Origin of the sequence: Hymenobacter sp. APR13 (assembly GCF_000737515.1) — a bacterium.
Classification (GTDB): domain Bacteria; phylum Bacteroidota; class Bacteroidia; order Cytophagales; family Hymenobacteraceae; genus Hymenobacter.
Map to the genome: position 1 here is coordinate 3,402,077 of NZ_CP006587.1, position 24,854 is coordinate 3,426,930.

At 64.2% G+C, this 24,854-nt stretch carries 22 protein-coding genes; 10 read left to right on the forward strand and 12 right to left on the reverse strand.

The window, feature by feature from the left end:
- Window positions 1–8: 8 nt before the first annotated feature.
- Window positions 9–1,556 carry a glycosyltransferase family 39 protein gene (locus tag N008_RS14215; protein ID WP_071884543.1) on the forward strand — a complete coding sequence of 516 codons (1,548 nt, stop codon included), beginning with the start codon at window positions 9–11 and terminating at the stop codon, window positions 1,554–1,556.
- 55 nt (window positions 1,557–1,611) lie between these two features.
- On the opposite strand, the gene N008_RS14220 is transcribed toward N008_RS14215, so the two are convergent.
- Complete coding sequence (locus N008_RS14220) at window positions 1,612–1,962, reverse strand: hypothetical protein (protein WP_044016905.1); 351 nt, start codon at window positions 1,960–1,962, stop codon at window positions 1,612–1,614.
- Between the two features lie 47 nt (window positions 1,963–2,009).
- A complete protein-coding gene (locus N008_RS14225; protein WP_044016907.1) occupies window positions 2,010–3,314 on the reverse strand; it encodes a PAS domain-containing protein in 1,305 nt (434 codons plus the stop codon).
- 180 nt (window positions 3,315–3,494) lie between these two features.
- Between N008_RS14225 and N008_RS14230 the strand changes: the two genes are divergently transcribed.
- Together N008_RS14230 and N008_RS14235 are read left to right on the forward strand one after the other, a co-directional pair.
- Window positions 3,495–5,024, forward strand: a complete 1,530-nt coding sequence (locus N008_RS14230) for a M48 family metallopeptidase (protein WP_044016917.1) — start codon at window positions 3,495–3,497, stop codon at window positions 5,022–5,024.
- A gap of 173 nt (window positions 5,025–5,197) precedes the next feature.
- Window positions 5,198–6,763: a DUF6770 family protein gene (locus N008_RS14235; protein ID WP_044016919.1), complete on the forward strand. Its 1,566-nt coding sequence runs from the start codon at window positions 5,198–5,200 to the stop codon at window positions 6,761–6,763.
- A 78-nt stretch (window positions 6,764–6,841) separates the two neighbouring features.
- Here the strand turns inward: N008_RS14235 and N008_RS14240 are convergent, their stop codons facing one another.
- Complete coding sequence (locus N008_RS14240) at window positions 6,842–7,345, reverse strand: GNAT family N-acetyltransferase (RefSeq protein WP_231569717.1); 504 nt, start codon at window positions 7,343–7,345, stop codon at window positions 6,842–6,844.
- Window positions 7,346–7,442: 97 nt separating this feature from the next.
- Here N008_RS14240 and N008_RS14245 point away from each other — a divergent pair, with 97 nt between their 5' ends.
- Window positions 7,443–7,703, forward strand: coding sequence for a glycine zipper domain-containing protein (locus tag N008_RS14245; RefSeq protein WP_044016923.1), 261 nt, complete (start codon window positions 7,443–7,445; stop codon window positions 7,701–7,703).
- Window positions 7,704–7,810: 107 nt separating this feature from the next.
- On the opposite strand, the gene N008_RS14250 is transcribed toward N008_RS14245, so the two are convergent.
- Window positions 7,811–8,944, reverse strand: coding sequence for an MBL fold metallo-hydrolase (locus N008_RS14250; protein WP_052381565.1), 1,134 nt, complete (start codon window positions 8,942–8,944; stop codon window positions 7,811–7,813).
- 160 nt (window positions 8,945–9,104) lie between these two features.
- Between N008_RS14250 and N008_RS14255 the strand changes: the two genes are divergently transcribed.
- On the forward strand, window positions 9,105–9,404 hold the full coding sequence (locus tag N008_RS14255) for a hypothetical protein (protein WP_044016926.1): 300 nt from the start codon (window positions 9,105–9,107) through the stop codon (window positions 9,402–9,404).
- A gap of 151 nt (window positions 9,405–9,555) precedes the next feature.
- Here the strand turns inward: N008_RS14255 and N008_RS14260 are convergent, their stop codons facing one another.
- Window positions 9,556–10,467 (reverse strand): fatty acid desaturase, encoded by a 912-nt coding sequence (locus N008_RS14260; RefSeq protein ID WP_052381566.1) that lies wholly within the window; start codon window positions 10,465–10,467, stop codon window positions 9,556–9,558.
- 313 nt (window positions 10,468–10,780) lie between these two features.
- On the opposite strand from N008_RS14260, the gene N008_RS14265 reads away from it, so the two are divergent.
- From N008_RS14265 to N008_RS14280, 4 genes are all read left to right on the forward strand, one after another.
- Window positions 10,781–12,976: a TonB-dependent receptor gene (locus N008_RS14265; RefSeq protein WP_044018818.1), complete on the forward strand. Its 2,196-nt coding sequence runs from the start codon at window positions 10,781–10,783 to the stop codon at window positions 12,974–12,976.
- A 224-nt stretch (window positions 12,977–13,200) separates the two neighbouring features.
- Window positions 13,201–13,905: a hypothetical protein gene (locus N008_RS14270; protein ID WP_052381568.1), complete on the forward strand. Its 705-nt coding sequence runs from the start codon at window positions 13,201–13,203 to the stop codon at window positions 13,903–13,905.
- Window positions 13,906–14,014: 109 nt separating this feature from the next.
- A complete protein-coding gene (locus tag N008_RS14275) occupies window positions 14,015–15,130 on the forward strand; it encodes a sensor histidine kinase (RefSeq protein ID WP_044016928.1) in 1,116 nt (371 codons plus the stop codon).
- A 156-nt stretch (window positions 15,131–15,286) separates the two neighbouring features.
- Window positions 15,287–16,072, forward strand: coding sequence for a LytR/AlgR family response regulator transcription factor (locus N008_RS14280; RefSeq protein ID WP_044016930.1), 786 nt, complete (start codon window positions 15,287–15,289; stop codon window positions 16,070–16,072).
- Between the two features lie 350 nt (window positions 16,073–16,422).
- Here the strand turns inward: N008_RS14280 and N008_RS14285 are convergent, their stop codons facing one another.
- From N008_RS14285 to N008_RS14305, 5 genes are all read right to left on the reverse strand, one after another.
- Entirely contained in the window at window positions 16,423–17,190 is a 768-nt protein-coding gene (locus N008_RS14285) for a LytR/AlgR family response regulator transcription factor (protein ID WP_044016932.1), read from the reverse strand.
- Window positions 17,191–17,394: 204 nt separating this feature from the next.
- Entirely contained in the window at window positions 17,395–18,441 is a 1,047-nt protein-coding gene (locus N008_RS14290) for a sensor histidine kinase (protein WP_044016934.1), read from the reverse strand.
- Between the two features lie 142 nt (window positions 18,442–18,583).
- Complete coding sequence (locus tag N008_RS14295; RefSeq protein WP_052381569.1) at window positions 18,584–19,534, reverse strand: alpha/beta fold hydrolase; 951 nt, start codon at window positions 19,532–19,534, stop codon at window positions 18,584–18,586.
- Window positions 19,535–19,576: 42 nt separating this feature from the next.
- Window positions 19,577–20,452 (reverse strand): hypothetical protein, encoded by an 876-nt coding sequence (locus N008_RS14300; protein WP_052381570.1) that lies wholly within the window; start codon window positions 20,450–20,452, stop codon window positions 19,577–19,579.
- A 12-nt stretch (window positions 20,453–20,464) separates the two neighbouring features.
- Window positions 20,465–20,932 carry an ABA4-like family protein gene (locus N008_RS14305; RefSeq protein ID WP_052381571.1) on the reverse strand — a complete coding sequence of 156 codons (468 nt, stop codon included), beginning with the start codon at window positions 20,930–20,932 and terminating at the stop codon, window positions 20,465–20,467.
- Window positions 20,933–21,132: 200 nt separating this feature from the next.
- On the opposite strand from N008_RS14305, the gene N008_RS14310 reads away from it, so the two are divergent.
- Complete coding sequence (locus N008_RS14310) at window positions 21,133–21,834, forward strand: hypothetical protein (RefSeq protein ID WP_044016936.1); 702 nt, start codon at window positions 21,133–21,135, stop codon at window positions 21,832–21,834.
- 185 nt (window positions 21,835–22,019) lie between these two features.
- On the opposite strand, the gene N008_RS14315 is transcribed toward N008_RS14310, so the two are convergent.
- A complete protein-coding gene (locus tag N008_RS14315) occupies window positions 22,020–22,388 on the reverse strand; it encodes a hypothetical protein (RefSeq protein WP_044016938.1) in 369 nt (122 codons plus the stop codon).
- 217 nt (window positions 22,389–22,605) lie between these two features.
- Window positions 22,606–24,792, reverse strand: a complete 2,187-nt coding sequence (locus tag N008_RS14320; RefSeq protein ID WP_081910814.1) for a dipeptidyl-peptidase 3 family protein — start codon at window positions 24,790–24,792, stop codon at window positions 22,606–22,608.
- Window positions 24,793–24,854 lie beyond the last annotated feature (62 nt).

The following is a 24,854-nucleotide window of genomic DNA, read 5'->3' on the forward strand; positions in this document are numbered from 1 at the left end:
ATTGAGGAATGAAACCCTCCCGCCGTTTGCTCCCGCCGCTATTGGCCCTGGTCAAGTTCGTGTCGGGCTACGTGCTGGCTAGCCGTGCCTACGAGCTGCACCGCGACGAGTACCTCTACCTCGACTACGGCCAACACCTGGCTTGGGGCTACCTGGAGGTGCCGCCGCTCACGGCGCTGCAAAGCTGGCTCACGCTGGCGCTAGGCGGCGGCTGGGCGTGGGTGAAATTCTGGCCGATTCTGTGGGGCAGCCTCACGGTGCTGCTGCTGGGGCGGCTGGTGCTGAAACTGGGCGGCGGTGCCTGGGCGGTGGCGCTGGTCAGCATCGGCTACATGGTGGCGGCCTATGCGCGGCTCAACTTCCTGTTTCAGCCCAACGCGTTTGAGGTGCTGGCTTTCACGGCGGCCGGCTACGCGCTGGTGCGGCACCTGCAAACCCACCGCCCCGGCTACCTCTACGCCTTGGGCGCCGCCGTTGGGCTGGGGCTGCTGAACAAGTACACCACGCTGTTTTATGTGGCCGCGCTGGGGGTGGCGCTGCTGCTCACGCCCCAGCGGCGTCTGCTGGCCAGCCGCCACCTGTGGGGCGGAGCCGTGCTGGCGCTGCTGCTCTGGCTTCCGAATGCAGGGTGGCAGCTGCTGCACGGCGTTCCGTTCCGGCACCACATGGCCTTGCTTCACGACTCGCAGCTGGTGCACGTGTCGGTGGCTGGTTTCTGGAAGGACCAGCTGCTGATGTGCTTTCCGGTGGTGTGGGTGTGGGGCACGGGACTGCTGGCGCTGCTGCGGGCGCACCAGTTCCGGCGGTTTCGGGTGGTGGGCTGGCTGTGGGTGGTGGGGCTGCTGATTCTGACGGTGCTGCACGGCAAAAGCTACTACAGCCTCGGCTACTACCCGGTGTTGCTGCCGTTTGGGGCGGTGTGGCTGGAGCAGTGGGTGGCCCGCCGCTGGCACCCGCGCCTGTGGCGGCCGGCGCTGCTGGCCCTGCCCGTGCTGACCATGCTGCCGCTGCTGCCGTTTCTGTTCACGCTCTACCCGCCGGCCTACATGCGCCGCATCGGCCAGAATTACCAGAGCCTGGGCCTCACGCGCTGGGAAGACGGCGTAGAGCACGTGCTGCCCCAGGACTACGCCGACATGCTGGGCTGGCAGGAACTGGCCGACCAGGTGTGGCAGGCGTACCAGACGCTGCCCGCCGCCACCCGCGCCCGCACCCTCATCAAGTGCGACAACTACGGCCAGGCCGGCGCCATCAACTATTTCAACCGCCACCGGGCGCTGCCGGCTGCCCACAGCTTCAATGGCTCCTACCTGTACTGGTTTCCGGCGCGCCCCGCGCAGCCCTGGCCGTATCTGCTGCTAATCGAAGACGACGAGCCCGCCGACGTGGCCGCGCACTGCCAGTCCATCCGGCAGGTAGGCGAAATCACCAACCCTTTTGCGCGGGAGCGGGGCACTCGCCTGTACCTGGCCACGCAACCCGATTCCGTGCTGGTGCGCCGCGTGTACGCCGAGCACAAGGCCGCACTGGCGCCTTGGGAAGGCGGATTGAAGTAGGTGTTCATTTGTTTGTTGCTAGTTGTCAGCGTATTTTCATTCTGTCAACTGACAACTAAGCTGCTTGCTCCATTTTCTGCAGCAAGGCCATAATCTGTTCGGCGTAGCCATCAATCTGCTCCAGGCCGGTGCGCGATTCTTCCAGTTGGCCACGTTGGTACTGGCGCACCAACGACTGACCGGCCATGAGCATCTGCTGCAGCACCCGCTCAATTTCGCGCACCTCCGGGTGGGCACCGTATTTGGGCTTTACAATGGTGTTGAGCCACTCGCCCAGCGGGTTTTCGCGCATCGAAAACAGCGCGTCATCCGCCTCCCGCACACCGTAAAGTACGGAGCGCAGGCGCGACTTAAACAGCACCTGCTTGATGCGGGCCTGCTGAAAGTCGAGGTTGGTAATGTCCATGGCCGCCGTGGGGGAGTAGTAGACCGAATGCTGAAAAAAAGACAGGCTTACTGAGCGCCAGGACAGATTTCAGCCAGTGCCCGGCGCGCCAGCACCAACTCGGTTACGTCGTAGGAGAAGTGCGAAATGCCCACTACCTGCCCGTTTTCGCGCACTGGCTGGTAGGTTACGTTGAAGAATCGCTCTGTACTGTCTCCACTTTGCGGATCTGACACTAGGAACGGCACTTCGTGCCCAAAAAAAGGCTCTCCCGATTGATAAACCTGGTCGAGAATAGCAATGAACCCCTGGTTTTCGGCTTCCGGAATCACCTCGGCCACGCTACGGCCCAATAGCTCCCGGCCCGGAAACAGGGCTTGGTAAGGCGGGTTCACAAACTCGTGCCGGTGCTCGGGGCCGCGGGCCAAAGAAATCAGGGCCGGGGCCTGCATAAACAGGTCGTAGAGGCTCTCACGCTGGCGCTGGGCCTGGCGCTGGGCCTGGTAGGCCTGCTCGGAAAGCAGGGCCTGCTGCTCGTTGGTTTCCAGCAGCTCCTGCACCAGCAGCTTCTGGTCGTGAATGTCGGTGCCACTGCCTACCCACATCACCAACTCGCCTTGCTCGTTGTGGCGGGGCACGTTGCGGGCCAGCACCCAGCGGTATTGCCCGTCGTGGCGGCGCAGCCGGAATTCCAGCTGGTACTCGTGGCCGGCGCCCACGGCCTGGCTTACCTCCGACGCAATCCGCTCGGCATCGTCCGGATGAATCAGGCCGGGCGTTTCCTGCCACTCGGCGTTGGCCGCCAGCGTCAGGCCCGTGAAATTTTCCCAGCGCGGGTTGTAGTAGTCGGGCGTGCCGTCGGGGCGGTTGGTCCACACCATCACCGGCAGGTTTTCCAGAATGAAGGTGTTGCGCTGCTGGGTCTCGGCCAGCTCCCGGGCTACGCGGGCGGCCTCCCGAGCCGCTAGGTGCTGCTCGGTTACGTCCTCGGTGCGTTGCAGAATGAACTGCAGGCGGCCCTGCTCATCCAGAATCGGGTAATGCGTGGCCTGCCAGTACAGCTCCTGCAAGCCACCGCCCTGCGCGGCTGGCCGCTCCAGGTCGTAGCGGATCAGGGGCATCGTATGGGGCTGCAAGTGCTGCCGCACATAGTTGTGCGAGGCCTGAATAATGGCGGCCGAAGCCTCGTCAGTGGCCGGAAACGCCTCAAAGAAGGATTTGCCTACCACTTCCTCGCGCTTCCGCAACGACACTGCCACGTGGCTATCAGTATTGTCGATGATGGTGGCGGCGGCATCTGCCCCGATAAGGAGAAAGTTCTCAGGCAGGGACCGAAACAGTGGGTGGTAGTCGACCGGAAATGCAGAAGCCATGCGGCGGCAAGGGTAGGAATGGGCAGAGAAAACCGGGGCTCCGGCCGCGTGGCCGGGCGGATAAAGGTAAGAGCCAGGCCCACGGAAGTAAGCACGATAATAACGGAATTCTTTGGGGGCTGGATTTGGGAAAAATATAGCAGCATAGCCATAGACTGATGCCGGCGGAATCGTGTAGATTTGGCTTCCTATTCCACACTATGCCGCCCGCAGCTGCCCGAGCTGCGCTTTATGATTCGTTATCTGTTTGTTGCGGGGCTGCTGCTGTGGCTGCTGCCCCGGGCCGCCGCGCAGCCCGCCTACCGGCCCTATTTCTCTGCCGACACCACCCAGGCCTACCAGCTGGCCACGGCGCAGCGCACGGCCATCCGGACCTACTTCGGCACGGCCAAAACCGGCAGCGCCGAGTACCGGGCGCACTACCAGCGCGTTGTGGAGCAGGCGTCGGCGGAAGTCTACAACGCCATTCGCCACTCGGCGCTGCTCGACCCGGTGCTGAACGCTGCCGTGCAGCGCGTGTTCCGGCAGGTGCAGCAGGCCAATCCGCAGCTGCCGCCCGCCCGCCTCGTGCTCACCCGCAACCCCGAGGCCAACGCCCACGCCGTGGGCAACGGCACCATTCTGCTCAACGTGGGGCTGCTGCCCACGCTGGAAAACGAAAGCCAGCTGGCCTTCATTCTGTGCCACGAGCTGGCCCACGTGCAGTGCCGCCACCAGCAAACCACCATCCAGGAGCAGCTGGGCACGATTCATAGCCGCGAGATGCGCCGCGAAGTGCGCCGCATTGTGCAGGCCGAGTACAACATCAGCTCCCGCATGAAAAGCCTGGTGATGGGCCTGTCGCTGAACGGCACCTACCACCAGCGCCGCCACGAGCGCCAGGCCGACTCGCTGGGCTACGTGCTGCTGCGCCGCACCTCGTTCGACGCCAGCCAGGCCCACCGCGCCCTACAGCTGCTCGACCAGATGGATGCCCCGGCCTCGGCGGCGCCGCTGGAGCTGGGCCGCTACTTCGGCTGCGCGGCCCTGGGCCGGCCGCTGGAAACCGAGGCGCCGAAGTCGCAGTCCATCTTTGCGGTGCAGGCTCCCGTGAAAACAGTGCTCGAAACCACCGACACGCTGAAGTCGCACCCCGACTGTGCGAAGCGCATGGGCTACCTGCGCGCGCTGGCGGGCGGGGCGGTGGCCGAGGGCACGCAGCCGGTGGCGCCAGAATTTGCGCGGCTGCGGGCCGTGAGCCGGCTGGAGGTGGTGCAAAGCTGGTTCGACACCGAATGCTACGACCACGCCCTGTTTGAGGCGCTGCTACTGCTGCCCACCGACCCGCAGAACGCCTACCTGCGCGCCATCGTGCAGCTGAGCTTGCACCAGCTGCACCACTACCAGCTGACGCACCGCCTCACGGAAGTGGTGTCCAACGTGTCGGGGCAGCAGCCGGCCAACTTCAACCAGCTGCTGCACACGCTCTACGGGCTGCGCACCACCGAATACCAGGGCCTCAGCGCCTGCTTTGCCCAGCTGCTGCCGCCCCCCGCCGCCGACACCGACGAGTATGCGCTGGCGGCCCGCTACGCCGCGGCTGCCCTCGCCGAAGATGCCACCCGCGCCCAGGCCCTGCAGCAGCAGTATCTGGCGCAGTACCAGAACGGACGCTTTGCGGCGCGGCTGTTTCCGCCGCCGCCGCCCGCCCCGTCCAAGCGCCGCCGGTAACCCCGCCGCCAGCCAGGTAAGGGCCGTCAGCAGCAGCGAAAGAAGTTTCCAACCGCCAGTGCAGGTTGGTTGCCTCATGACCCCATCACCTGTCACGATTCACCTCGTCACCCCATCACGATTCACCTCATCCCCTCATTACCCCATCACAATTCACCCCATTACCTCTCTCCATGTATCAGTTTACCCGCACGCTGCTGACGGCAGCGCTGGCTATTGCGGCCTCGGCCGCTGCACTGGCCCAAACCCAAACCCTGGACGGCATCAAGAGCATGCCCCGCTCCGGGATTTCGCCGATTTATGCCGGCAACGAGGTGAAGGGCTACATCCTGTATGCCCGCGCCGATAAGGCCGACCGCAAAAACGACAACTTCCTGCTCGATTTCTATGATCAGGATCTGAAGAAGGTGTCGAACATCACGCTGCAGAAGCCCTCGGGGCGCTATACGCTGCTGCAGAATGCCTTCAACGGCACGGCGTTCGGCCTGTATTTCCTCAACACCAAGGACAACACGCTGGAGATGGAAACCTACGACGCCAGCCTTAAGAAGCTGGGCTCGAAGGTGATTGAAGACCTGTCGAAGGGCGACAAGATGGTGCTGAGCCAGATGGTGCGCAACGACGGCAACGTGGAAAACACGATGGGCGCCCTCACGCTCACGCCCATTGCCGGCAAAGGCTTCGTGCGCAACAGCTACGACGGCCTGATGCGGGGCTACGCGCTGCAGATGTACGACAACAACCTCAACCCCAAGTGGCGGCTGGCGTCGGACCCCAAGTCCAAGGACTACGAAACCATCCTCATCCGGGAAGTAACCGACAAATACATCGTGGGCAACATCATGCGCCGCGACGGGCTGATGTCGCGGCAGGTGAGCTCCTACATGGTGGCCATCGACGTGAACACCGGCAAAAAGGTGATGGAGCTGCCCGTGGAAACCAGCAAAACCGAGCAGCTCTCGCTCAGCACCTTCACCTTCGACGCCGCCGCCCGCGAGTTTGTGGCCGTGGGCGAATACTACAAGCTCACCGACAAGCCCTTCATCAACAAGAGCCAGGGCTTTTACATCAAGCGGTTCACGGAAGCCGGCAAGCTCATCGGCACCAAGCCCTACAGCTGGCAGAAGGAAGTGAAGGCGGCCCTGCCCGCCGAGGCCAAGCCCAGCATGGAAGACGGCTTCATGAACTTCACGCACTCCATAGTGAAGGGGGCCGATGGCAAGATGTACATCGTGGCCGAGCAGTACAAGGTGGCGGCCGACGGGATGGGCATTGCGGCCCTGGCCCTCGGTGGCCGCGCCAGCGCCGTGAATGGCCAGGTTGGCAACATGATGCTGTTTGTGCTAAACCCCGACTACTCACTGAACACCGTGAAGTTCTACGCCAAGGACCGTTCCAAGGCCCTGCTGCCCCCCGGCGCCATGGGCGCCGGCCTGATTGGCATGCTCATGAAGGCCCAGGGCGACTTCGACTACCAGTTCCTGCAGCGCAACGAGGCCAACTCGCAGTTCAACGTGGTGTACATCAACTACGACAAGGAGAAAGGCGAGGCCACCAAGAAGGTTATCGGCAACATTGCCTTCGGCGACAACGGCCAGTTCGGCGTCGATAAGATTGACGGGAACAGCACCGCCACCAGCTCCTATGTGTACCCGGCCAAGCCCGGCTACGTGATGATGGTGGACTTCCTCAAAAAGCAAAGCCAGCTGGGCATGAAGCTCGTGAAGCTGAACATCTAACCGCCGGATTCGTCTGGTAAACCCACAAAAAAGCCCGGCCTGGCCGGGCTTTTTCGTTTGGGAGTGGCGCGGGCCAGCCTAAGCGCGCACCATGTGAATGTGCGGAATGCCGTCTTCGAGGTAGCCCTCGCCGACCTGCGCAAAGCCGAAGCTCTCATAAAACGCCTGCAGGTACAGCTGCGCCCCAATCTGGATGGGCTGGGGGCCGAACAGCTGCTCTACGGCCCCAATGGCCTGGTGCAGCAGCTCGCGGCCCAGCCCGTAGCGCCGGAACTTCGGGCTGACGACCACCCGCCCGATGCTGGCCTCGGGGTAGCTGATGCCGGCCCCGAACAGGCGGGCGTAGGCGGCTAGTTCGCCGGTTTCGGTGTAGCCCAGCAGGTGCGTGGCCGCCTGGTCCTGCCCGTCGATGTCCTGGAAGGCACAGGTCTGTTCTACTACAAATACCTCGCTGCGCAGCTGCAGCACGGCGTAGAGCTGGGGCACGGAAAGCAGGTTGAAGGGGAGGGTGGTCCAGGTAAGGGTCATGGGGCAAAGGTAGGGGCTCTGGCCGTTGTAGCGGGCCAAGTAATGTAGGTACATAATTTTTGCCTTGCCCAACCGTCGTCCGTAGGGCTCGTTTTAAGAACCAGTTCCCTCTTCTGGCAGGGAGCCTTTTTTCAACTGAAAACACAAGTTTATGAGAACGATACGGTTTGCTTTCGTGGCTGCGGCCTGCTTTTTTTTCACTGATTGCTCTACCAGCCGCGGCACCGGCGCGGCCATTGGCGGCGCCAGCGGCGCCGTGGTAGGCGGTGCCGTGGGCGGCACTGGCGGGGCCGTATTGGGCGGCGCCGCCGGTGCTGTAGGCGGCGCCGTCATCGGCAACCGCCGCGACAAGAAAAAGGCCGAACGGGCCGCCCAGGAAGAAGCCCGCCGCAACCAGCAGAACAACCTCTAGCAACACGCGTTGCATCGGAAGCCAGCTTCCGGCAACAACATAATAGGAAACCGCCCCGGCTACTGAACGACAGGTTCAGTGGCCGGGGCGGTTGCTTGTTGTAGGGTTTAGCGCCACCACTGCACCTGCGGCAGCGCGCCCGCGCCGGGCGTCACGGGCTGGCCTAGCTCGGGCGTGGTGATGGGCAGCAGCAGGCGGGCGGCTTCGGCGGAGGCGCGGCGCACGGGCTCGTTCCAGGCGTGGTTGGCCTCGGTGAAAGCGCCCCAGTGCACCGGCAGCAGCACCCGGCCGCGCACGTCCAGCGTGGCCTGCACGGTCTGCTCGGGTTTCATGTGGATTTGGGCCCACTGGTCGTCGTACTGGCCGCATTCCATCAGGGCCAGGTCGAAGGGGCCGTGTTGCTGGCCGATGGTTTTGAAGTGCGGGCCGTAGCCGCCGTCGCCGCTGTAGAACACGCGCTGCGAAGGGGTTTTCAGCACCCAGGAGCTCCAAGAAGTGGAGTTGCGGTTGGTGAGGCCCCGGCCCGAAAAGTGGCGCGCCGGCGTGCTGATGATGGTGAGGCCGCCGGGCAGCTGCACCGAGTCGTTCCAGTCCAATTCGTGCACGCGGGCCGGTGCCACGCCCCAGGCCAGCAGGTGAGCGCCCACGCCCAGCGGCACGTAGAAGCCGGCCACTTTGTCGCGCAGCTTCCGGATGGTTTCGTAGTCGAGGTGGTCGTAGTGGTCGTGCGAAATCAGCACCGCGTCGATGGCCGGCAGCTGCTCGGCCGTGATGGCCAGGCTTTGGTTGTAGCGTTGGGGCGTCACCCAGCTCAGCGGGCCCATTTTCACGTTTAGCATGGGGTCGAAGAGGACGTTTTTGCCGGCTATTTCCACCAGGCTGGCCGAGTGCCCGAACCAGGTGGCGCGCAGCAGCCCGGCCGGCTTACGCACGATGCTGAGCGAATCGAGCGGGCGGGTGGGCAGCGGCGCGGGCGGCTGCACATTGGCGGGCTTGCTCCCGAACACGAATTTCCACAGCGCCGAAAACGTGCTGCCGCCGCCGGTCATCAGCTCGGTGGGTACGAGGTTGCGGAACTCGCCCTCAAAATAGTGCCCCGACTGCGCGTAGGCGGCCTTTTGAGCTTTGGTGGGCGAGCCGCCCAGCTGCGGGCTCAGTTTGGCGAAGGCCACGCCCGCCACCAGCAGCAGCACCACAATACTGGCGGTTAGCCGCCCAATCAGTTTCCAGGAAATACGCATAAACACAGAATACGGGGAAGCGGCGCCCGTGGCCGCCAACTTGGTAGTCGGCCCAAACTGCTGGATACTTTAGCGGCCCCGAAGGTAGTAGCGCGGGCCCGCAACCTCCGTACCCGGTCAGGCACGGAAATACGCCGCAAAACCCCCAGATTGCCAGCCTATGGCCAACACCACGTCGCAACACATTCTGCCCACGGCTGCCAATCTGCTGGGGTTTTGCCTGTTCGTCATCACCTCGCTTCACATCACCAACAGCGCCACCAGCAGCCTCATCGACGAGTTTACCTCGCTCATTGCGCTGCTGTTCGCGTTTTCGTGCCTGCTCTCGTTTCTCTCTATCCGGACCAGCAACCCCACCACAGAACAGCGGGCCGAGCGCCTCGCCGACTACCTGTTTCTGGCCGCGCTGGTAGGCATCGTGGGGATTATTCTGCTGCTGATTTTCCGGGTGATTCGGTAGGGTGTACCCGCCTGTATGCTGAATGTACTCGTTTCAATTGCTGATTGAATTCCGGTAAGCCGCAGGCCCTCGGCATAGAAAAAGCCACTGTGCCACTTCCGAAGACAGGAAAGCAGCACAGTGGCTTGGTTTGTAAGAATTGTAGGCAGCCTTACTCTTGCCAGGGCCAGTGCCAGCGGTAGGCGCGGGCTTTGGCCTGAGGCTTCTGGGTCGGCGTCTGGCCCACTACTTGTACGTCCCAGACCAAACCCAGGGCCCGCAGCGTGGCAATCAGGTACCAGCCAAGATCCAGCTCGTACCAGGCGGTGCTCATTTTGGCGGAGCTGGGGTGGGCGTGATGGTTGTTGTGGAAGCCTTCGCCGAAGGACAGCGCGCCCAAAACGAAGTTGTTGTAGCCATGCTCGGTAGCCTGGTCAATATCATAGCGGGCGTAGCCATATTTGTGTGACACGAAGCCCACAAACCAGTGCCCCAGGATGGTCACGCTGATCCGCACGCACACGCAGACAATCATGGCCTCGAAGCTGAATACGCTCCAGATCAGGGCCGCTGCGCCCAGCACGTGCCAGTACCAGGTGCGCTCCAGAAAGCGCAGCCACGGGTCGTGCAGGTCTTCGGCAGGAATAGCGTAACGGGCTTCATCAGCGGGCCGCAACGCCAAGTGCAGGTTCCAGGCGTAGTCCTGCCATAAGGAATGGTCGTAGCGGAAGTAGGCGGGGCAGTCGGGGCGGTTTTGCCAGTAGTCGCGGAAGTAGTGCACCCGCACCCAGGAGAGCGGCCCGCCCAGGCCTGAGTGCACGAAACAGTAGGCAAGGACCCCGCGCAACAGCCGCGAGCAGCGGTAGGAGCGGTGAATGATGCCGCGGTGCAGCCCGATGGAATGGCCCAGCCCCACGGTAAACACCGTGAGCAGTACGGATGCCACGCTCCGCTCCACCGACAGCGAAGAGAATCCCCACACCAGGGCCGGCAGCAGCATCAGATACAGCCAGCCCGATTTCAGCCAGCCGGGAGCCAGCTGGTCGCCTTTGGCAACGCTGGCAGTAGGATTGAACAAGCGCATCAGCAACGGATAATAGTCAAGGATAAAACAGTAGGAACGAAGTCTTTGAACTGCTTCAAATATAAAGCGTTGACGCGCACAAAACCGCGTCGAGTAGAGCAAAAAACAGCTTGGTGTGGGGCCTCTTGGCGGGAGGGCGCTAATGGTGCAGGCAGGCATTCAGTTGTGCGGATAGCAACGCCCGCGACCCTGCCGCAAGTAGACTCTTCACGCCTCCCAACACTTCATCCGTCTAATCCGACGCTTCGGTAACGGCAAGTTTCCTGGGCTGCGGCGGGTGCTCACTTTTGAGCATCACTTCGCCGCTACCCCCATGAAACGTCTGCTACTCTCGCTGCTGCTGCTACTCGCCTCCGGGCTGCCTTTGCTGGCCCAGTCCGCCACCACGCTTTCCGGCACCGTCCGCGACGCGGCGGGGGGCGCGCTGCCGGGCGTGAACGTGTTTCTGCGCGGCACCTTCGATGGCGCCAGCACCGACTCGGTGGGCGCGTTTCGGTTTGAGACCCGGCAGACCGGGGCGGCCGTGCTGGTGCTGAGCTTGCTGGGCTACCAGCCCCAGGAGACGCCCGTGGCGCTCAATGGGCAGCCGGTGCGGCTGTCTCTGAAGATGAAAGGCACCCCGCACGCGCTGGGCTCGGTAGTCGTGACGGCCGGCGCCTTCGAGGCCAGCGACGAGCACCGCAGCGCCGCCCTCAACACCCGCGACGTGCAAACCACTGCCGGCGCCCTCTCCGACGTAGCCGCGGCTCTCAACACGCTGCCTGGCACCACCAAAGTGGGGGAGGAGGGCCAGCTGTTTGTGCGCGGCGGGGCCGCCAACGAAACCAAAGTGTACCTCGACGGGCTGCTGGTGCAGAACTTCTACGCCGGCTCGGTGCCCGCGGTGCCGGCCCGCGGGCGGTTTGCGCCCACGCTGTTCCGGGGCACGGTGTTCAGCACCGGCGGCTACTCGGCGCTGTATGGGCAGGCGCTGTCGGGGGTGCTGCAGCTGAATTCCACTGATTTGGCCGCCGAAACCCAGACCGGCGTGTCGGTGTCGTCGGTGTTTGTGGGGGCCTCACGCACCAAGCGCTGGGAGCGGACTTCGCTGGACTTCTCCGGCGACTACACCAACCTGACGCCCTACATGGGGCTGCTGCCGCAGAACGTAGACTGGGTGCAGGCCCCGCGCGGCGGCAGCGGCTCCGTGAAGCTCAGCCACCGCACCGGCCAGGCCGGCATGCTGAAAGCGTACGGCACCTGGAGCGGGCAGCGCTTCGTCATCGGGCAGCCCAGCCCCGAGGCCGCCGGCCGCCAGCAGATAGCGCTGCAGAACCGCAACGGCTACCTCAACACCACCTTCCGTAGCCCGCTGCGCCACGGCTGGAGCCTGCAAACCGGCGTGGCGCTGAGCCGCGACGACAAAGACCTGCAGCCCGACACGTTGCGCCTGCGCACCCTGGAGCAGGCGGTAGTAGGCCGCGTGGTGCTCACCAACGACTCGGTGGGCACCCGCTGGAACCTGAAGCTGGGCGTGGAAGGCGTTGGCCAGCGCGTCACGCAAACCTATCAACCGCACGCTACGGCGGCGCTTAGCTACCAAACCAGCTTCACGGAGCAGCGCACGGCCGCTTTCGTGGAAACCGACTTCCAGCTGACCGACCGGCTGGCCGGGCGGGTGGGCGGCCGGGCCGAGTACTCGGCGCTGCTGGGGCTGGCCAACGCCGCGCCACGCCTGGCGCTGGCCTATCAAACCACCGAGCACAGCTCCGTGTCGGGCGCCTACGGCCGCTTCTACCAGACGCCCGACAACGCGCTGCTGCTGGTGCAGCCCCGGCTGCGCTTCGAGGAGGCCAATCACGCCGTGCTCACCTACCAGTACAACCACAACGGCCGCCTGCTGCAAACCGAAGCCTACCACAAAACCTACGCCCACCTCACCCGCTTCGACGGCCAGAACCCCCGCAACCCGGCCGCCTACACAAATGACGGCACCGGCTACGCCCGCGGCCTCGACGTGCTGTGGCGCGACCGGAAAACGGTGAAATACCTGGAGTACTGGGTGAGCTACGGGTTGCTCGACACCCGCCGCCAGTACCGCCAGGACCCTGTATCGGCCGTGCCCACGTTTGCGGCCAAACACAACGTGTCGGTGGTGGGCAAATACTGGGTGCCCAAGCTAACCACGCTCTTCGGAGCCACCTGGAGCTACGGCAGCTCCCGCCGCTACCACGACCCCAACCAGGACGGCTACAACCAGGGCGTGCTGCCCACTTACCAGGATTTGAGCCTGAACGCCAGCTACCTCACGCGGCTGTTCGGGCAGTTCACCATCGTGCACGTGTCGGCCTCCAACGTGCTGGGCCGCCCCAACGTGTTCGGCTACCGCTACGCCACCACGCCCGACGCCGCCACCGGCCAGTACCGCCGCGTGGCCATCACGCCCACGGCCCCGCGCATGCTGTTCGTGGGCGTGTTCATCTCCATCAACAAGAAAAGCCCCGGCAACGTGAACGAGCGGCCGGAGTGACCTTACCCCCTGGCCCCCTCTCCAAAAGAGAGGGGGGACTAGCCTCTAGTAGGTATCCTCTAAATGCTAAAACTAGAGCCCCTCTCTTTTGGAGAGGGGTTGGGGTGAGGTTCCCCACCTACGCTTCATCCGCCAAATCCGACGCTTCGGTAACGGCAAGTTTCAGGGCCGCCCCGGGCCGCCCACCTTTGAATCACTCAACCACCACAAACCATTTTCCTGTCATGAAAAAGTCGCTGTTCACCCTCGCCCTCGTTGCCGCTTCCTTCGCCGCCACTGCTCAAACGGTGCCCGCCACCAAGCCCGCCGCCGCTACTGCCGCTGCCGCTGCCACTGACCCCTACAACGACATGATGGTGGCGACCATCAAGGAGCTGATGAGCACCGGCGACGTAACCCAGCTCAAGCAGGTGGATGCCAAGCTGGAGCGCGCCGCCGCCGTCAACGGCAAAGACTGGCTGCCCCGCTACTACCAGGCCTACGCCCGCCTCATCACCTGCTTCCAGAGCAAGGAAGACGGCGACACCAAAGACAAGTACCTCGACCAGGCCGAAGCCGCCCTGGCGCAGGCCCGCAAGCTGGGCGGCGACGAGTCGGAGCTGCTGGTGCTGCAGGCCTACATCTACCAGGCCCGCCTGGGCGTGTCGCCGATGCTGCGCTCCATGAAGTACTCGGGCATGGTGACGGCCACGCTGGAGCAGGCCAAGAAGCTGAACGCCGCCAACCCGCGCATCTACCTGGTGCAGGCCAACAACGTGTACTACACGCCCGCCATGTTCGGGGGCGGTGCCGACGTGGCCAAGCCGCTGTACGAGGAAGCCAAAAAGCGCTACGCCGCCTTCACGCCGGCCTCTGCCACGGCCCCCAACTGGGGCGAGCGGCAGCTGCTGGGCCGCCTGAAAGCCTACGAAACGGCCTCGGTGAAGTAAGCCGACGGCCAGTGCCGCGGATACCTTGCCGGGCTGTGGCCTGCCGGGTATCCGCGGCACAAGTGGTATCTTTTCGCTCGTACTACCGGCCCTTCGGCCTCTTTAGCTTATGCTGGAATCCGCTTTTGCCGCGCCGCCGAAAACAGCGGCCACCCCGCCGCCGGCAGCCAGGCACTTCGCCAACCTGGGGCAATACTACCCCCACCGCAAGTGGGCGATGATGCTGGGGCTGATGCTGGCCATGTCGTTGGTGCTGTCATTTACGTTCTGCTCTGAGTGCCCGCTGCTGAGCGAGGATTTTCTGGTCACGTTCGGCTACAACTTCTGCTACACCACCGGCCTGTGGCTGGCCAACGGCTTTCCCAGCGAGTGGCTGAACCGCCGCGTCGACTGGACGTTGCACCCGTTCCGCCGCTTCCTGATTACGCTGCTGCTGTCGGTGGTAATGTCACTGCTCGTGATTCTGCTCGTGACCGGAGGCTTTCTGGTGTTCTACCACCACCGGCCGCTCAGCTCGCTCACCTGGCGGCCCTTCGTTATTCCGCTGCTGATTACGGTGGTGGTGTCGCTGTTTATGCACAGCCGCTCGTTTCTGATGGGCTGGCGCGAGGCCGCTATCCGGGTGGAGCGGGTGGAAAAGGAAAACGCCGTGGCCCGCCTCGACTCGCTACGCCGGCAGGTGGACCCGCACTTTCTGTTCAACTCGCTGAACGCCCTCACCTCGCTCATCGAAGACCACGACCCGGCCCGCGCCACGCGCTTCGTGCGGCAGCTGGCCCAGGTGTACCGCTACGTGCTCGACTCGCAGGAGCAGGAAGTGGTGCCGCTGCGCGAGGAGATGCGGTTTGTGGAATCGTACGTGTACCTGCAGCAAACCCGCCTCGGCGAAGGCCTGCAAGTGGACATCAGCCTGCCGCCCGCCGCCGACCTGGACGCGCTGCTGGTGCCGCCGCTGGCCGTGCAGCTGCTGCTCGAAAACGCCCTCAAGCACAACGCTACTTCCCAGCGCGACCCGCTGCGCCTCAGCCTCACGCTGGACGTGGCCGCCCGGCAGCTGGTGGTGCGCAACGCCCTGCGCTACCGCCGCGTGCCCGACGGCGAATCGACGGGCCTGGGCCTGGCCAACCTGCAGGCCCGCTACCAGTTCCTGACCAGCCAGCCCGTGCTGATCGAAAAGACCGAAACCGAGTTCATCGTGACGCTGCCGCTGCTGGAGCTGACGTAGGCTGAGCAGTGTAGAGACGCGACCCTTCGCGTCTCTTCGTTGCTGACGCTGTTTAGATGGTACTGTTCCGGTTGTTCAACGATGAGACGCGAAGGGTCGCGTCTCTACACCGCTCAAAGTGGCCTGTTTACTGCGCCCAAGCTCTTACTTTCGCCTATGCCAACACCCCTACGCGCCCTGATTATCGAAGACGAGCCGCTGGCGGCCAACCGCCTGATTGGGCTATTGAACAAGCAAGCCCAGCCCGTGGAAGTGGTGGGCACGGCCGAGTCGGTGGCCGAGGCCGAGGCGCTGCTGCGCACCGTGCAGCCCGCGCCCGACGTGCTGTTTCTGGACATCCATCTGGCCGACGGGCTCAGCTTCGAGCTGTTCGAGCGGCTGGAAATCCGCAGCCCGGTGGTCTTCACCACCGCCTACGACAAGTACGCGCTACGGGCCTTCAAAGTGAACAGCGTGGATTACCTGCTCAAGCCCATCGACGCTGAGGAGTTGACGGCGGCGCTAACAAAGCTGCACCGCCAGCGCGAAGCCGCCACGCCGCCGCTGGATGCGGCGCTGCTGGCGCGGGTGTTGCAACAAACCCAGCCCGCCAAGGAATACAAAACGCGCTTCGTGGTGCGGGTGGGCGAGCACCTCAAGGCCATTCCGGTGGAGCAGATTGCCTACTTCGCCAGCCTGGAAAAAGTGACGCTGCTGCACACCCGCGAAGGCCGCCGGTTCGTGGTCGACTACACGCTGGAACAGCTCGAAGGCCTGCTCGATCCGCTGGAATTCTTCCGCCTCAACCGCGCCTACCTGGCCCACGCCGACGCCATCCACGACATCATCCACTACACCAACTCGCGCCTGCAAACCGTCCTCAAGCCCACCCCACCCGACAACGACACCGTGCTGGTAAGCCGCGAAAAAGTCAGCACGTTCAAGGCCTGGCTGGATAGGTAGTCGGGCTTATTGGCGAGCCTTTACACGCAGCAAACAGCCACGAGGCAACCCCTTCTTGGCTAGGCTGAGGCAATTTCTTGCCGATAAGCCTTCCAGTGTAACTGGGCTACGCCACGGTCGGAAGGCTTTATAGTAGGAGGCTAGCTGAGCGAGCTTCAGAAGCTGGCAGAACGGTGTAGAGACGCAATATTTTGCGTCTCGTCGTTGAACGGCCGGACCTGCGCCGTTTGAACAACATCAGCAACGACGAGACGCAAAATATTGCGTCTCTACAACCCTCGCTCTTAGCTCAACTTTGAGCAAGCAAGGCATTGAGTCTATTGTCCTTCGGCCTCGCAATGACAATCCACTCAGCCCTCCAGCCACTGCTTCAGCGCACCGGCTTTCTCGCGGCTTACCAGCACTTCCTCGCTGGGGGCGGGGTGCAGCTCCAGCAGCAGCTTGCCGTTGAAGTGCGGGTGCAGGCGCTGCACGGCCGGCAACTGGGCCAGAAACTGGCGATTGAGGCGAAAAAACTGGCGCGGGTCGAGCAGGCTTTCCAGCTGCTCCAGCGTGTAGTCGACCACGAAGCGGCGGCCGTCCTGGGCTACGAGGGTGGTGGTTTCGTGGCGGCTTTGGAACCAGGCCACCTGGGCGGCGGGCAGGGGCAGCAGCTGCTCGCCGTGGCGCACCAGGAAGCGGGTTTTGTAAGGCCGTTCGGCCCGCGGCAAACTGTCCAGGAGGTGCTCCAGGCGCTGGGCCGGCGGGGTGGGCGCGGTGGTCGTGCGCCACTCGCGCAGCTTGGCCAGCGCCGCCTGCAGCTCCAGCAGCTTCACCGGCTTCAGCAGGTAATCCACACTATTCGCCCGGAACGCCCGGATGGCATAGGCATCGTAGGCCGTCGTGAAAATGACCGGGCTGCGTACCACGGCCTGTTCGAACACCTCCAGGCTGAGGCCGTCGGCCAGTTGAATGTCGCTCAGGATCAGGTCGGGCGCGGGGTTGTGGTCCAGCCATTGCAGGGTGGCGGCCACGCTGTCGAGCACGGCCAGCACCTGGGCTTCGGGGGCTGCCTGCAGCAGCTGCCGCTGCAGCCGCTCGGCCGCCGGGTATTCGTCTTCAAGCAGCAGAACGGTCATGATTTGGGTGACATATGGTACGTCATGCAGAGGCGGAGCCGAAGCATCTCGCCAGATTAGTAATCCGGTAATATGGTGGATTGGGGATGATTCCTGATTCAGTCCATCAGTTCAGGAAAGGGGATTAGCTTCTGGCGAGATTCCTCGTCACTGGCTTGATGCGCCACATGCTCGGAATGACGTTCTTTTCACCTCATCACCTCATCACCCATTCAACAACGGCAGCTGCACCCGAAACCACCCGTCGGCGGCCGATACGGTTACGGGCGCGGCGGCTTGCAGCAGCTCGTAGCGGTGGCGCACGTTGCGCAGGCCGGTGCCAGTGCCGGGCGCGAGGCCGGCGGTGCGGGGGCGTAAGGTGTTTTCCACCACTAGAAACTGCTGCCCGACATCCACTCCAATGCGCAGCTCCAGCGGATGCTCCCGCGAGGCCACGTTGTGCTTGAGGGCGTTTTCGACCAGCAGCTGCACGCTCAGCGGCGCCACCTGCCGGGCCTGCAAGACTGGTGGCACGGTGGTAGTCACGCGCAGGTTGTCGCGGAAGCGGGTTTTGTGCAGGGCCAGGTAGGTTTCCACGAAGGCCAGCTCCTCGCCGAGCGGCACCGTGGGCTTGTCGCGGGCCAGCAGCACGTAGCGGTACACATCCGAAAGCTGCTCCAGAAACTGCTGCGCGGCCTCGTTTTCGGGCTCCACCAGCGCCGACAGCGTGTTCAGAGAGTTGAACAGGAAGTGCGGGTCGAGCTGGCTTTGCAGGGCTTCAAGCTGGCTTCGGATGCCGGCGCTCTGCAGCTGCTCGGCGCGGCGCAGGTTCTGCTTCCACTGCTGAAACAGGTGCCAGCTCTCATAAATCAGCTGCACCACCACCGTGGGCACCATGTTCAGCCCGAACTCGGCCAGGAAGCCGCGCCCCGTGAGCTGCCCGCCCTGCGCCCGCGCCGCCAGCAACCCAATACCCAGCGTGACGACGGCCGTGAGAGACGTGTTGATACCAGCCAGCCACCACAGCCGGCGCGTGGTTTGCTCGACGCGCGGAAACCGCCGGAGCAGCAGGCGCCACAGCTGCCGGCCCGCCAGCCAGAACGTGGTGGTAATGCCCAGCGACACCACCCACGCGCCCAGCGCCTCCGGCACCGAGCCCACCTGCAGCAGCCCCCGCGGCAACAGCACCAGCAAGGCCAGCGTCGGGATACCGAGCAGCAGAAACCACCGGTCGTTCAGGAAGGCAGCGGGACGGTCGGCAGGTGGCGGCATGCAGCAGGAAATCCGTTTGGTGTTCAGTGAGCGGCCGTAGCGCGAACTGTGTAGTTCGCGCCCCCACGCCGTTAGAATCGTCTGAACGGCGCGGGGACGCGAACTGCAATGTTCGCGCTACTGCTGCGCCGCCTTAGCTACGTTAGCGCGGCAGCTTCTGCACGAAGCTAACCACGGCCTGCCGGAAGGCCGCCGGCTGCTCCAGAAACGAATTGTGCTTGCCGGGCAGCACCATCGTCTGCTGCTGCGGGAACCGGAAGGTGCCGGGCGCGGCGCCCGTGGTGCGGTCGTCCTGGCCCACAATGTTGAGCACGGGCATTGGGAGCTTGGCGGTGGCGGGCACGAAATCCTGGCCGTAGTCGGGCAGCTGGCCGCTGAACACCTGGGTGCCGAAGTCGGGGTTGGCGGGCACGCTGCGGCTCACGCGGCTGGCGCGGGCAGCCAGCGAGTCGGCGGAAAACTGCAGCTGCCAGGCCAGCTTCTGCTGTTGCAGCGCGCCCATCACCATGCCTACGCGCTGCATCATCGGCAGGCCGGGGTTGGGCTGGGCGGCGGCGGGCAGTAAGGTAGTGCCGTACTGCACCATGCTTTCCAGCGACGCCGGCGGGTCGAGCACGGCATTCACCAGCACCAGCGCCTGCACCCGCTGCGGGTACTGCGTGGCGTAGGCCGTGGCAATGGTGCCCCCAAACGAGTGGGCCATCAGCACCCAGCGTTCCAGGCCCAGCTGCTGCCGCAGCTCCTCCAAATCCTGCACCATACGCGCCATGCTGTAGCTGGGGCGCCGGGGGCTGGCCGAGCGGCCGCTGCCGCGCTGGTCGTAGTAAATCAGGCGCAGCTTGTCTTCGAGGCGGTTGCCACCCAGCTTCTCAAACGAGTAGCTGCCCGCGCCCGGCCCGCCGTGCACAAACACGCACGGCGTCCCCTGGCCCGCCACCTGCACGTACAGTTGCACCGAGTCGGAGGTGAGCAGGGTGGTGGGGCCGTTGGTGAGCCGGCTGGCCCGCTGCTGGGCCATGGCGGTTGGGGCCGCGAGCAGGAGCAGGCCGAAAACCATCAGCAACTGGCGAAACAGGAGTCGGAAAGCAGCCATGAGCAGGAAGAGGGTTAGGTGAGAAGTACACGAAGCAATTGGCTACCGGACGGCCAGCAGCGGCACGCCCTGCAGGGCCAGCGCAAACAACAGGGCTACCAGACCGGCGTAGGCGGCGGCGCCCAGCCACGTCAGGAGCGCGGCGCGGCGCGGCAGGTGCCGGCTCAGCCACCAACCCAGCAGCGGCAATGCCTGCAGGCTGTGGAGGCCCAGGAAGTGGGCCGTGCGTAGGTCGCCGGCGCGGGTGCTCCACCCCAGACCGGGCAGGCCGGGGCCGCCGTCGGGGGCGCCCACGGTGTGCTGGTTGAGGTGAATCATCATGCCGCCCAGCAGGCTGCCCAGCAGAAACAGCAGCAGCCCCAGGCGCACGCCCCACACGTAGCCGGCCGGGCCGTGGGGCCGGTGCCGCCACACCAGATACACCGCCCAGACAGTCAGCACGGTGTTGAACATGATGAACACGCCCATCACACTGAACAGGGCCCCATCCAGCGCCGTGGCGCCGTTGAAGTGCGAGCTGGTGCCGCGGGCGGCCTGCGTCGTGATGCACACCATTTCAACCACCATGCTCAGGGCCACGCCTCCACTGATGCGGCGCACCGACCGTTGCGCCACCGCCGGCAGGTCGGCCAGCAGCCAGGCCAGCGTCCAGAGGTAGAGCAGGCCGGAAAGGGCAAACTTGGCCGGCTTCATCCACACGGGCAGGCCCGTTACGAGGCGGTGGTCGAAGGGCAGCAGCGCCAGCGCCAGCAGCAGCAGCGCCACGTGCAGCCAGCCGGCCCAGGCCAGCACCGGATTCACGCGGTGCAGCACGCGCAGCCAGGTGGCCGCATAGCCGGCCGGCGAAGCAGCGCCAGCAACGGTAGAACCAGCGGCGGCAGCGGCGCCGGATTTCAGCGAAAAGTTAAGAGTAGCCACGACGCAGAAAGGTTACAGGGAAGCAGAAAGGGGAGTGGCCGCGGCAGTGGCGGGAGCCGCGTAGAAGCGCCGCACAACAGCATAGAGCAAGAGCCCCACCGGCCCAAACAGAAACGTGAGCAGCAAACACGGCACCAGCAGCAGGTGTGGCACCCCGCGGCGCCGCGCATCCAGGCTTTCCCAGATGCCAACACTCAAATCGAAGCACAAGTAGTGCACCCAGCCGGCCAGCAGCGCCCACGGATTGCGAAACAGCAACGCCACCTCAGCCAGCGAATTGAAGCCGCCTTCCGTGGCGTGAGCCCCCAGGTAGTGGCCGCCGATGAGCAAGGCGTAGGCCACGGCCAGCAGCAGCGGCCACGCCCCGCTGAGCACCAGCCAGCGCGTGACGCGCCAGCGCGGAGCCAGCACCAGTAGGGCCCAGCCCAGCAGCGCTACGGGGTTGGCGAGGGCAAACAGAGAGTCGGGGGTGAGAGCCATGGCAGTAAGAGCTTGGATGATGATCCGAAGGTAGCTGCCGGAGGCCGCCGGCCGAAGCCCAAACCAGGTGAACCGGCGGCCGGCCGGGGCGAACCGACAAGGGCAGGAGGGCGAAGCGGCTGGTGCTATTTGGGACTAGTAGCAACCACGTGGGCTGCGGGCCGTAACTTTGCGCCGTGGTAACATCGGATGCGCATCATTTGGGGAGAAAACTATCGGCGCTGGGCCTGGCCTGGCTGCTGACTGTGGCCGCCGCCGTATCAGCGCCGGCCGCCACCCCCATTCCAGCGCCCGCCGATTCCGTAGGCGTGCGCCACCCGCACCGCCGGCCGGTGTTCCAACTGGACATCCGCAACTCCATCATCAACCACCGGCTGGTAACCATTCCGGGCCTGAAGCTGGGCATAGAGTGGCGCGGGCGGCTGCGCACGGGCCTGGGCGTGTACCTGCTCAGCAACGGCATTCCGTCGCGCCAGCCAATTCCCTCGGAGCTGCCGGCCGCTACCAATTCGGAGCTGCGGCTGCGCTACGTGGCCGCCTACGGCGAGTACGTGGTACTGGGCAACCCACGCTGGGAAATAGCCACGCAGCTGCAGTTGGGCGTGGGCAAAACATACGCCCGCTACGCCCTGCCCGATGGCCAAGTGGTTCGCTCGCCCAAGAAAGTTATCTGGCTAGCCGAGCCCACATTGTCGGGGCAGATGCGGGTGTACCGCTGGCTGGCGCTGGGCACGGGCGTAGGGTGGCGCCAGCCGATGTTTGTGAATAAGTTTACGGAGCGCGAGCTGAACGGCCCGGTATTCTACGGCCGCGTCAAGCTGTCCCTCGGCGACCTGTACAAAGTCGCCCGCGGCCGGCAGCGCCTTTTCACCCAGCAAGGCCTGCGCCGCGCCGACTGGTAGTGGTGCTGTCATTGCGAGGACGAAGGACGAAGCAATCCTTCCTTTCGTGGCAGACACTTTCCTAAACAGAAAGCCCTCCAGCAGTAGTGTAGTACACTAACGCCGAAGGGCTTTCTGCTTAATTCACGCTTATCGCACGGAGAGGAAGGATTGCTTCGTCCTTCGTCCTCGCAATGACAGAGGGCTTACTGCTTGTTCACGTTTACGCCCTGCGAGGAGCGCAGGCGGCGCAGCATGAAGAACTGCTCTTTGTTGCGGGCACTGCCCGAGTTGATGTCGCCGTACACCTGCACCACGTCCCAGCCCAGCGAGCCCATGTAGTTGAGGGCGCTGATGTGGGTAGCGAAAACCTGCAGCTTGCCGGCTTCCAGCTTGGAGAGCGAGCCGCCGCCCAGCTTCTCGGGGCCGTAGCCGAAATCGGCGAATACGTCGGCGCCCTTCAGGTGCAGCTCGCAGTACTCGTAGCGTGCCGCGTCGGGGGCGGTTTGGGCGCGGGCGGCGGGGGGGGCCAGCAGCATAGCCAGCAGCAGGAAGAGGGCGGAAAGGTGTTTCATGGGGTGTGGTTGGTTGAGAGGTTGATGTGGGACGAAAAGAACGTCGTTTTGAAAGAGAACGTCATGCTGAGCCTGCCGAAGCATCTCGCGTGCTGATGTTGCGTTGCTACTCCTGAGTCAGCACGCGAGATGCTTCGGCAAGCTCAGCATGACAGTTACTACACGAACGAGATGCTTCGGCTGCGCCTCTGCATGACGTTCCACTCAAGCGGGCGTGCTAGTTGTAGTTCGGAAGCAGGCGGTACTTGCGGCCGTATTCCAGCATCTGCTGGGCGAAGTCGGTGGGGTACTCCACTTTCACGTCCGTGATTTTACCGCCGTCGAGCACCGGCACCAGCTTGGGCTGGATGAAGCCGGCGTAGGGCGCAATGTTGAGCTTGGCGTAGCGGGCCAGCACCTCTTTGTGCAGCACGGGGTCCACTTTCACGCCGTAGGTTTCGATGAGGGCCTTGCCAGCGGCGTAGTCGCCTTCGCTGGTGATGCGCTGCAGCTCGCGCAGCAGCTGCCCGAACAGGCCGCGCAGCTTCTCGTAGTCGTTCACGCGGAAGTAGGTCTTGCCGTCGCGGGTTACCTTCTCCACCACCTTGTCTTTCTGGCCTTTCTCGAAGGCCCACTTGGCCACCATCTGGCGGTTGCGCATGTGGGCTTCCTCCACGGTTTCGCCGGGCTGCAGGCGCACCAGCTGGGTCATCAGGCCGTTGCGGATGTAGTTGTCGTACTCGGCCTTGGCCAGCTCGCCGCCGGCCGGCACCACACCCAGCTGCACCAGCTTGGCATCGGGCAGATAGTAGAGGGCCACGAGGTCGGCGCGGGCTTCTTCCAGGGCCGAGGCGTAGCTTTTCAGGGTTTCCTTGGGCGTGCCCACGCCTTTGTTGATCTGGCCCGACGCGTGCCCGATTACCTCGTGCATGTCGGTATGGAGCTTGCCAGCCATGCCCGCAAATTGCCGCGCGCGCTGCTTCTCGGCTTCGTCGAAAGCAAACTCATCCAGCATGCCGCCGGCATCGGCCAGGCCGTAGGCGTCCACAATGTTGCCCAGGTTCACCGACTTCGAGCCGTGCTCTTTGCGGATCCAGGTGGCGTTGGGTAGGTTAATGCCGATGGGCGTGGCGGGGGCGGCATCGCCGGCTTCCACCACGGCCGTAATCACCTTGGCCGTGATGCCTACCACGTTCTGCTTTTTGTGCTCAGGCTTGATGGGTGAATTGTCCTCGAACCACTGGGCCTCGTCGCCGATGGCCTGGATGCGCTTGGTGGCCTCCAGGTCCTTGAACGACACCACCGACTCGTAGCTGGCGCGGTAGCCGAGCGGGTCGCCGTAGACTTCAATGAAGCCGTTTACCACGTCGGTGCGGCTCTTGGTGTCGTGCACCCAGGCAATGTTGTACTCGTCCCACACCTTCAGGTCGCCGGTCTGGTAGAACTGCACCAGCTTCTGCAGGGCCAGCTTCTGCTCGGGGTTTTCGGCCACTGCCACGGCCTTCTGTAGCCAGAACACCACCTGCGAGAGGGCCTTGTCGTAGAGGCCGTCGGTCATCCATTTGCGCTCCTGCAGCTGGCCCTGCTTGTCCTTCACGAGGCGCGAGTTGAGGCCGTAGGAAATGGGCTGCGGGTCCTGGGTGTTGATTTTGCGCTTGTAGTAGGCTTCCACCTCGGCTTGGCTCACGCCCTGGTAGAAGTTCATGGCCGAGGTCTTCACCAAATCTTTGCCGGCCTCTTGGTTGACGCGCTTGGGCGCCACGGCGGGGTCGAACAGGATGGTCGTCATCGAGCCCAGAAACTTCGTCACGCTCTCGTTGGGCTCCAGCGGCAGCTGCTTGGCATCGACGGCGAAAATCAGCTCCCGGAAGTAGGCCGGCGTGCACTCCGGCAGCATCTTGCGGGTGCTGTAGTGGTGGTGGATGCCGTTGGAGAACCACACGCGCTTGGCGTAGGTGGCAAACTTGGTGGCCTGGTCCAGCTCGCGCGGGTTGGTGCTGGCGGTGCGGCGCTGCTCGTTGGCCGTCCACACGGCCTGAATGGTGCGCAGCACGCGCAGATTGTGGCGGTAGTTCTGGTCGTAGATGATTTCGCGCCCGCTCAGCGCCGCCTCATAGAGGTAGTAGAGCAGCTCTTTCTGCTGGGGCTCCAGCGTCTCGAAGCCGGGCACTTGGTAGCGCAGCACGCGCAGATCGGCAAACTGCTCGGCCACCACCTGAAACGGCGGGGCGGCCGGCACGGCAGCCGGCGCAACCGGCGCCTCCTGGGCTACCGCGGCGGCCGCGCCCAGTTGGCTCACGGCCTCAGTAGTTGCATTGCCGACGGCAGTGGTGGGGGTAGTGGTGGTGCTGGCTGTGGTGGCATAGCCGCCCACCAACTGGCTGGCCAGCAACAAGGCCGCTACAGAAACTTGGGTACGCTTCATTGATTGGGTGCAGAGTAGGAACTTGCACAAATCAACGGATAATTTCACATAATTAATATTGG

What these genes read in the sequence shown, in the direction of transcription:
- N008_RS14215 (WP_071884543.1), top strand. Translation starts at nt 9, where the DNA reads ATGAAACCCTCCCGCCGTTTGCTCCCGCCGCTATTGGCCCTGGTCAAG.
- N008_RS14220 (WP_044016905.1), bottom strand. Translation starts at nt 1,962, where the DNA reads ATGGACATTACCAACCTCGACTTTCAGCAGGCCCGCATCAAGCAGGTG.
- N008_RS14225 (WP_044016907.1), bottom strand. Translation starts at nt 3,314, where the DNA reads ATGGCTTCTGCATTTCCGGTCGACTACCACCCACTGTTTCGGTCCCTG.
- N008_RS14235 (WP_044016919.1), top strand. Translation starts at nt 5,198, where the DNA reads ATGTATCAGTTTACCCGCACGCTGCTGACGGCAGCGCTGGCTATTGCG.
- N008_RS14240 (WP_231569717.1), bottom strand. Translation starts at nt 7,345, where the DNA reads ATGTACCTACATTACTTGGCCCGCTACAACGGCCAGAGCCCCTACCTT.
- N008_RS14245 (WP_044016923.1), top strand. Translation starts at nt 7,443, where the DNA reads ATGAGAACGATACGGTTTGCTTTCGTGGCTGCGGCCTGCTTTTTTTTC.
- N008_RS14250 (WP_052381565.1), bottom strand. Translation starts at nt 8,944, where the DNA reads ATGCGTATTTCCTGGAAACTGATTGGGCGGCTAACCGCCAGTATTGTG.
- N008_RS14255 (WP_044016926.1), top strand. Translation starts at nt 9,105, where the DNA reads ATGGCCAACACCACGTCGCAACACATTCTGCCCACGGCTGCCAATCTG.
- N008_RS14260 (WP_052381566.1), bottom strand. Translation starts at nt 10,467, where the DNA reads ATGCGCTTGTTCAATCCTACTGCCAGCGTTGCCAAAGGCGACCAGCTG.
- N008_RS14265 (WP_044018818.1), top strand. Translation starts at nt 10,781, where the DNA reads ATGAAACGTCTGCTACTCTCGCTGCTGCTGCTACTCGCCTCCGGGCTG.
- N008_RS14270 (WP_052381568.1), top strand. Translation starts at nt 13,201, where the DNA reads ATGAAAAAGTCGCTGTTCACCCTCGCCCTCGTTGCCGCTTCCTTCGCC.
- N008_RS14275 (WP_044016928.1), top strand. Translation starts at nt 14,015, where the DNA reads ATGCTGGAATCCGCTTTTGCCGCGCCGCCGAAAACAGCGGCCACCCCG.
- N008_RS14280 (WP_044016930.1), top strand. Translation starts at nt 15,287, where the DNA reads ATGCCAACACCCCTACGCGCCCTGATTATCGAAGACGAGCCGCTGGCG.
- N008_RS14285 (WP_044016932.1), bottom strand. Translation starts at nt 17,190, where the DNA reads ATGACCGTTCTGCTGCTTGAAGACGAATACCCGGCGGCCGAGCGGCTG.
- N008_RS14290 (WP_044016934.1), bottom strand. Translation starts at nt 18,441, where the DNA reads ATGCCGCCACCTGCCGACCGTCCCGCTGCCTTCCTGAACGACCGGTGG.
- N008_RS14295 (WP_052381569.1), bottom strand. Translation starts at nt 19,534, where the DNA reads ATGGCTGCTTTCCGACTCCTGTTTCGCCAGTTGCTGATGGTTTTCGGC.
- N008_RS14305 (WP_052381571.1), bottom strand. Translation starts at nt 20,932, where the DNA reads ATGGCTCTCACCCCCGACTCTCTGTTTGCCCTCGCCAACCCCGTAGCG.
- N008_RS14315 (WP_044016938.1), bottom strand. Translation starts at nt 22,388, where the DNA reads ATGAAACACCTTTCCGCCCTCTTCCTGCTGCTGGCTATGCTGCTGGCC.
- N008_RS14320 (WP_081910814.1), bottom strand. Translation starts at nt 24,792, where the DNA reads ATGAAGCGTACCCAAGTTTCTGTAGCGGCCTTGTTGCTGGCCAGCCAG.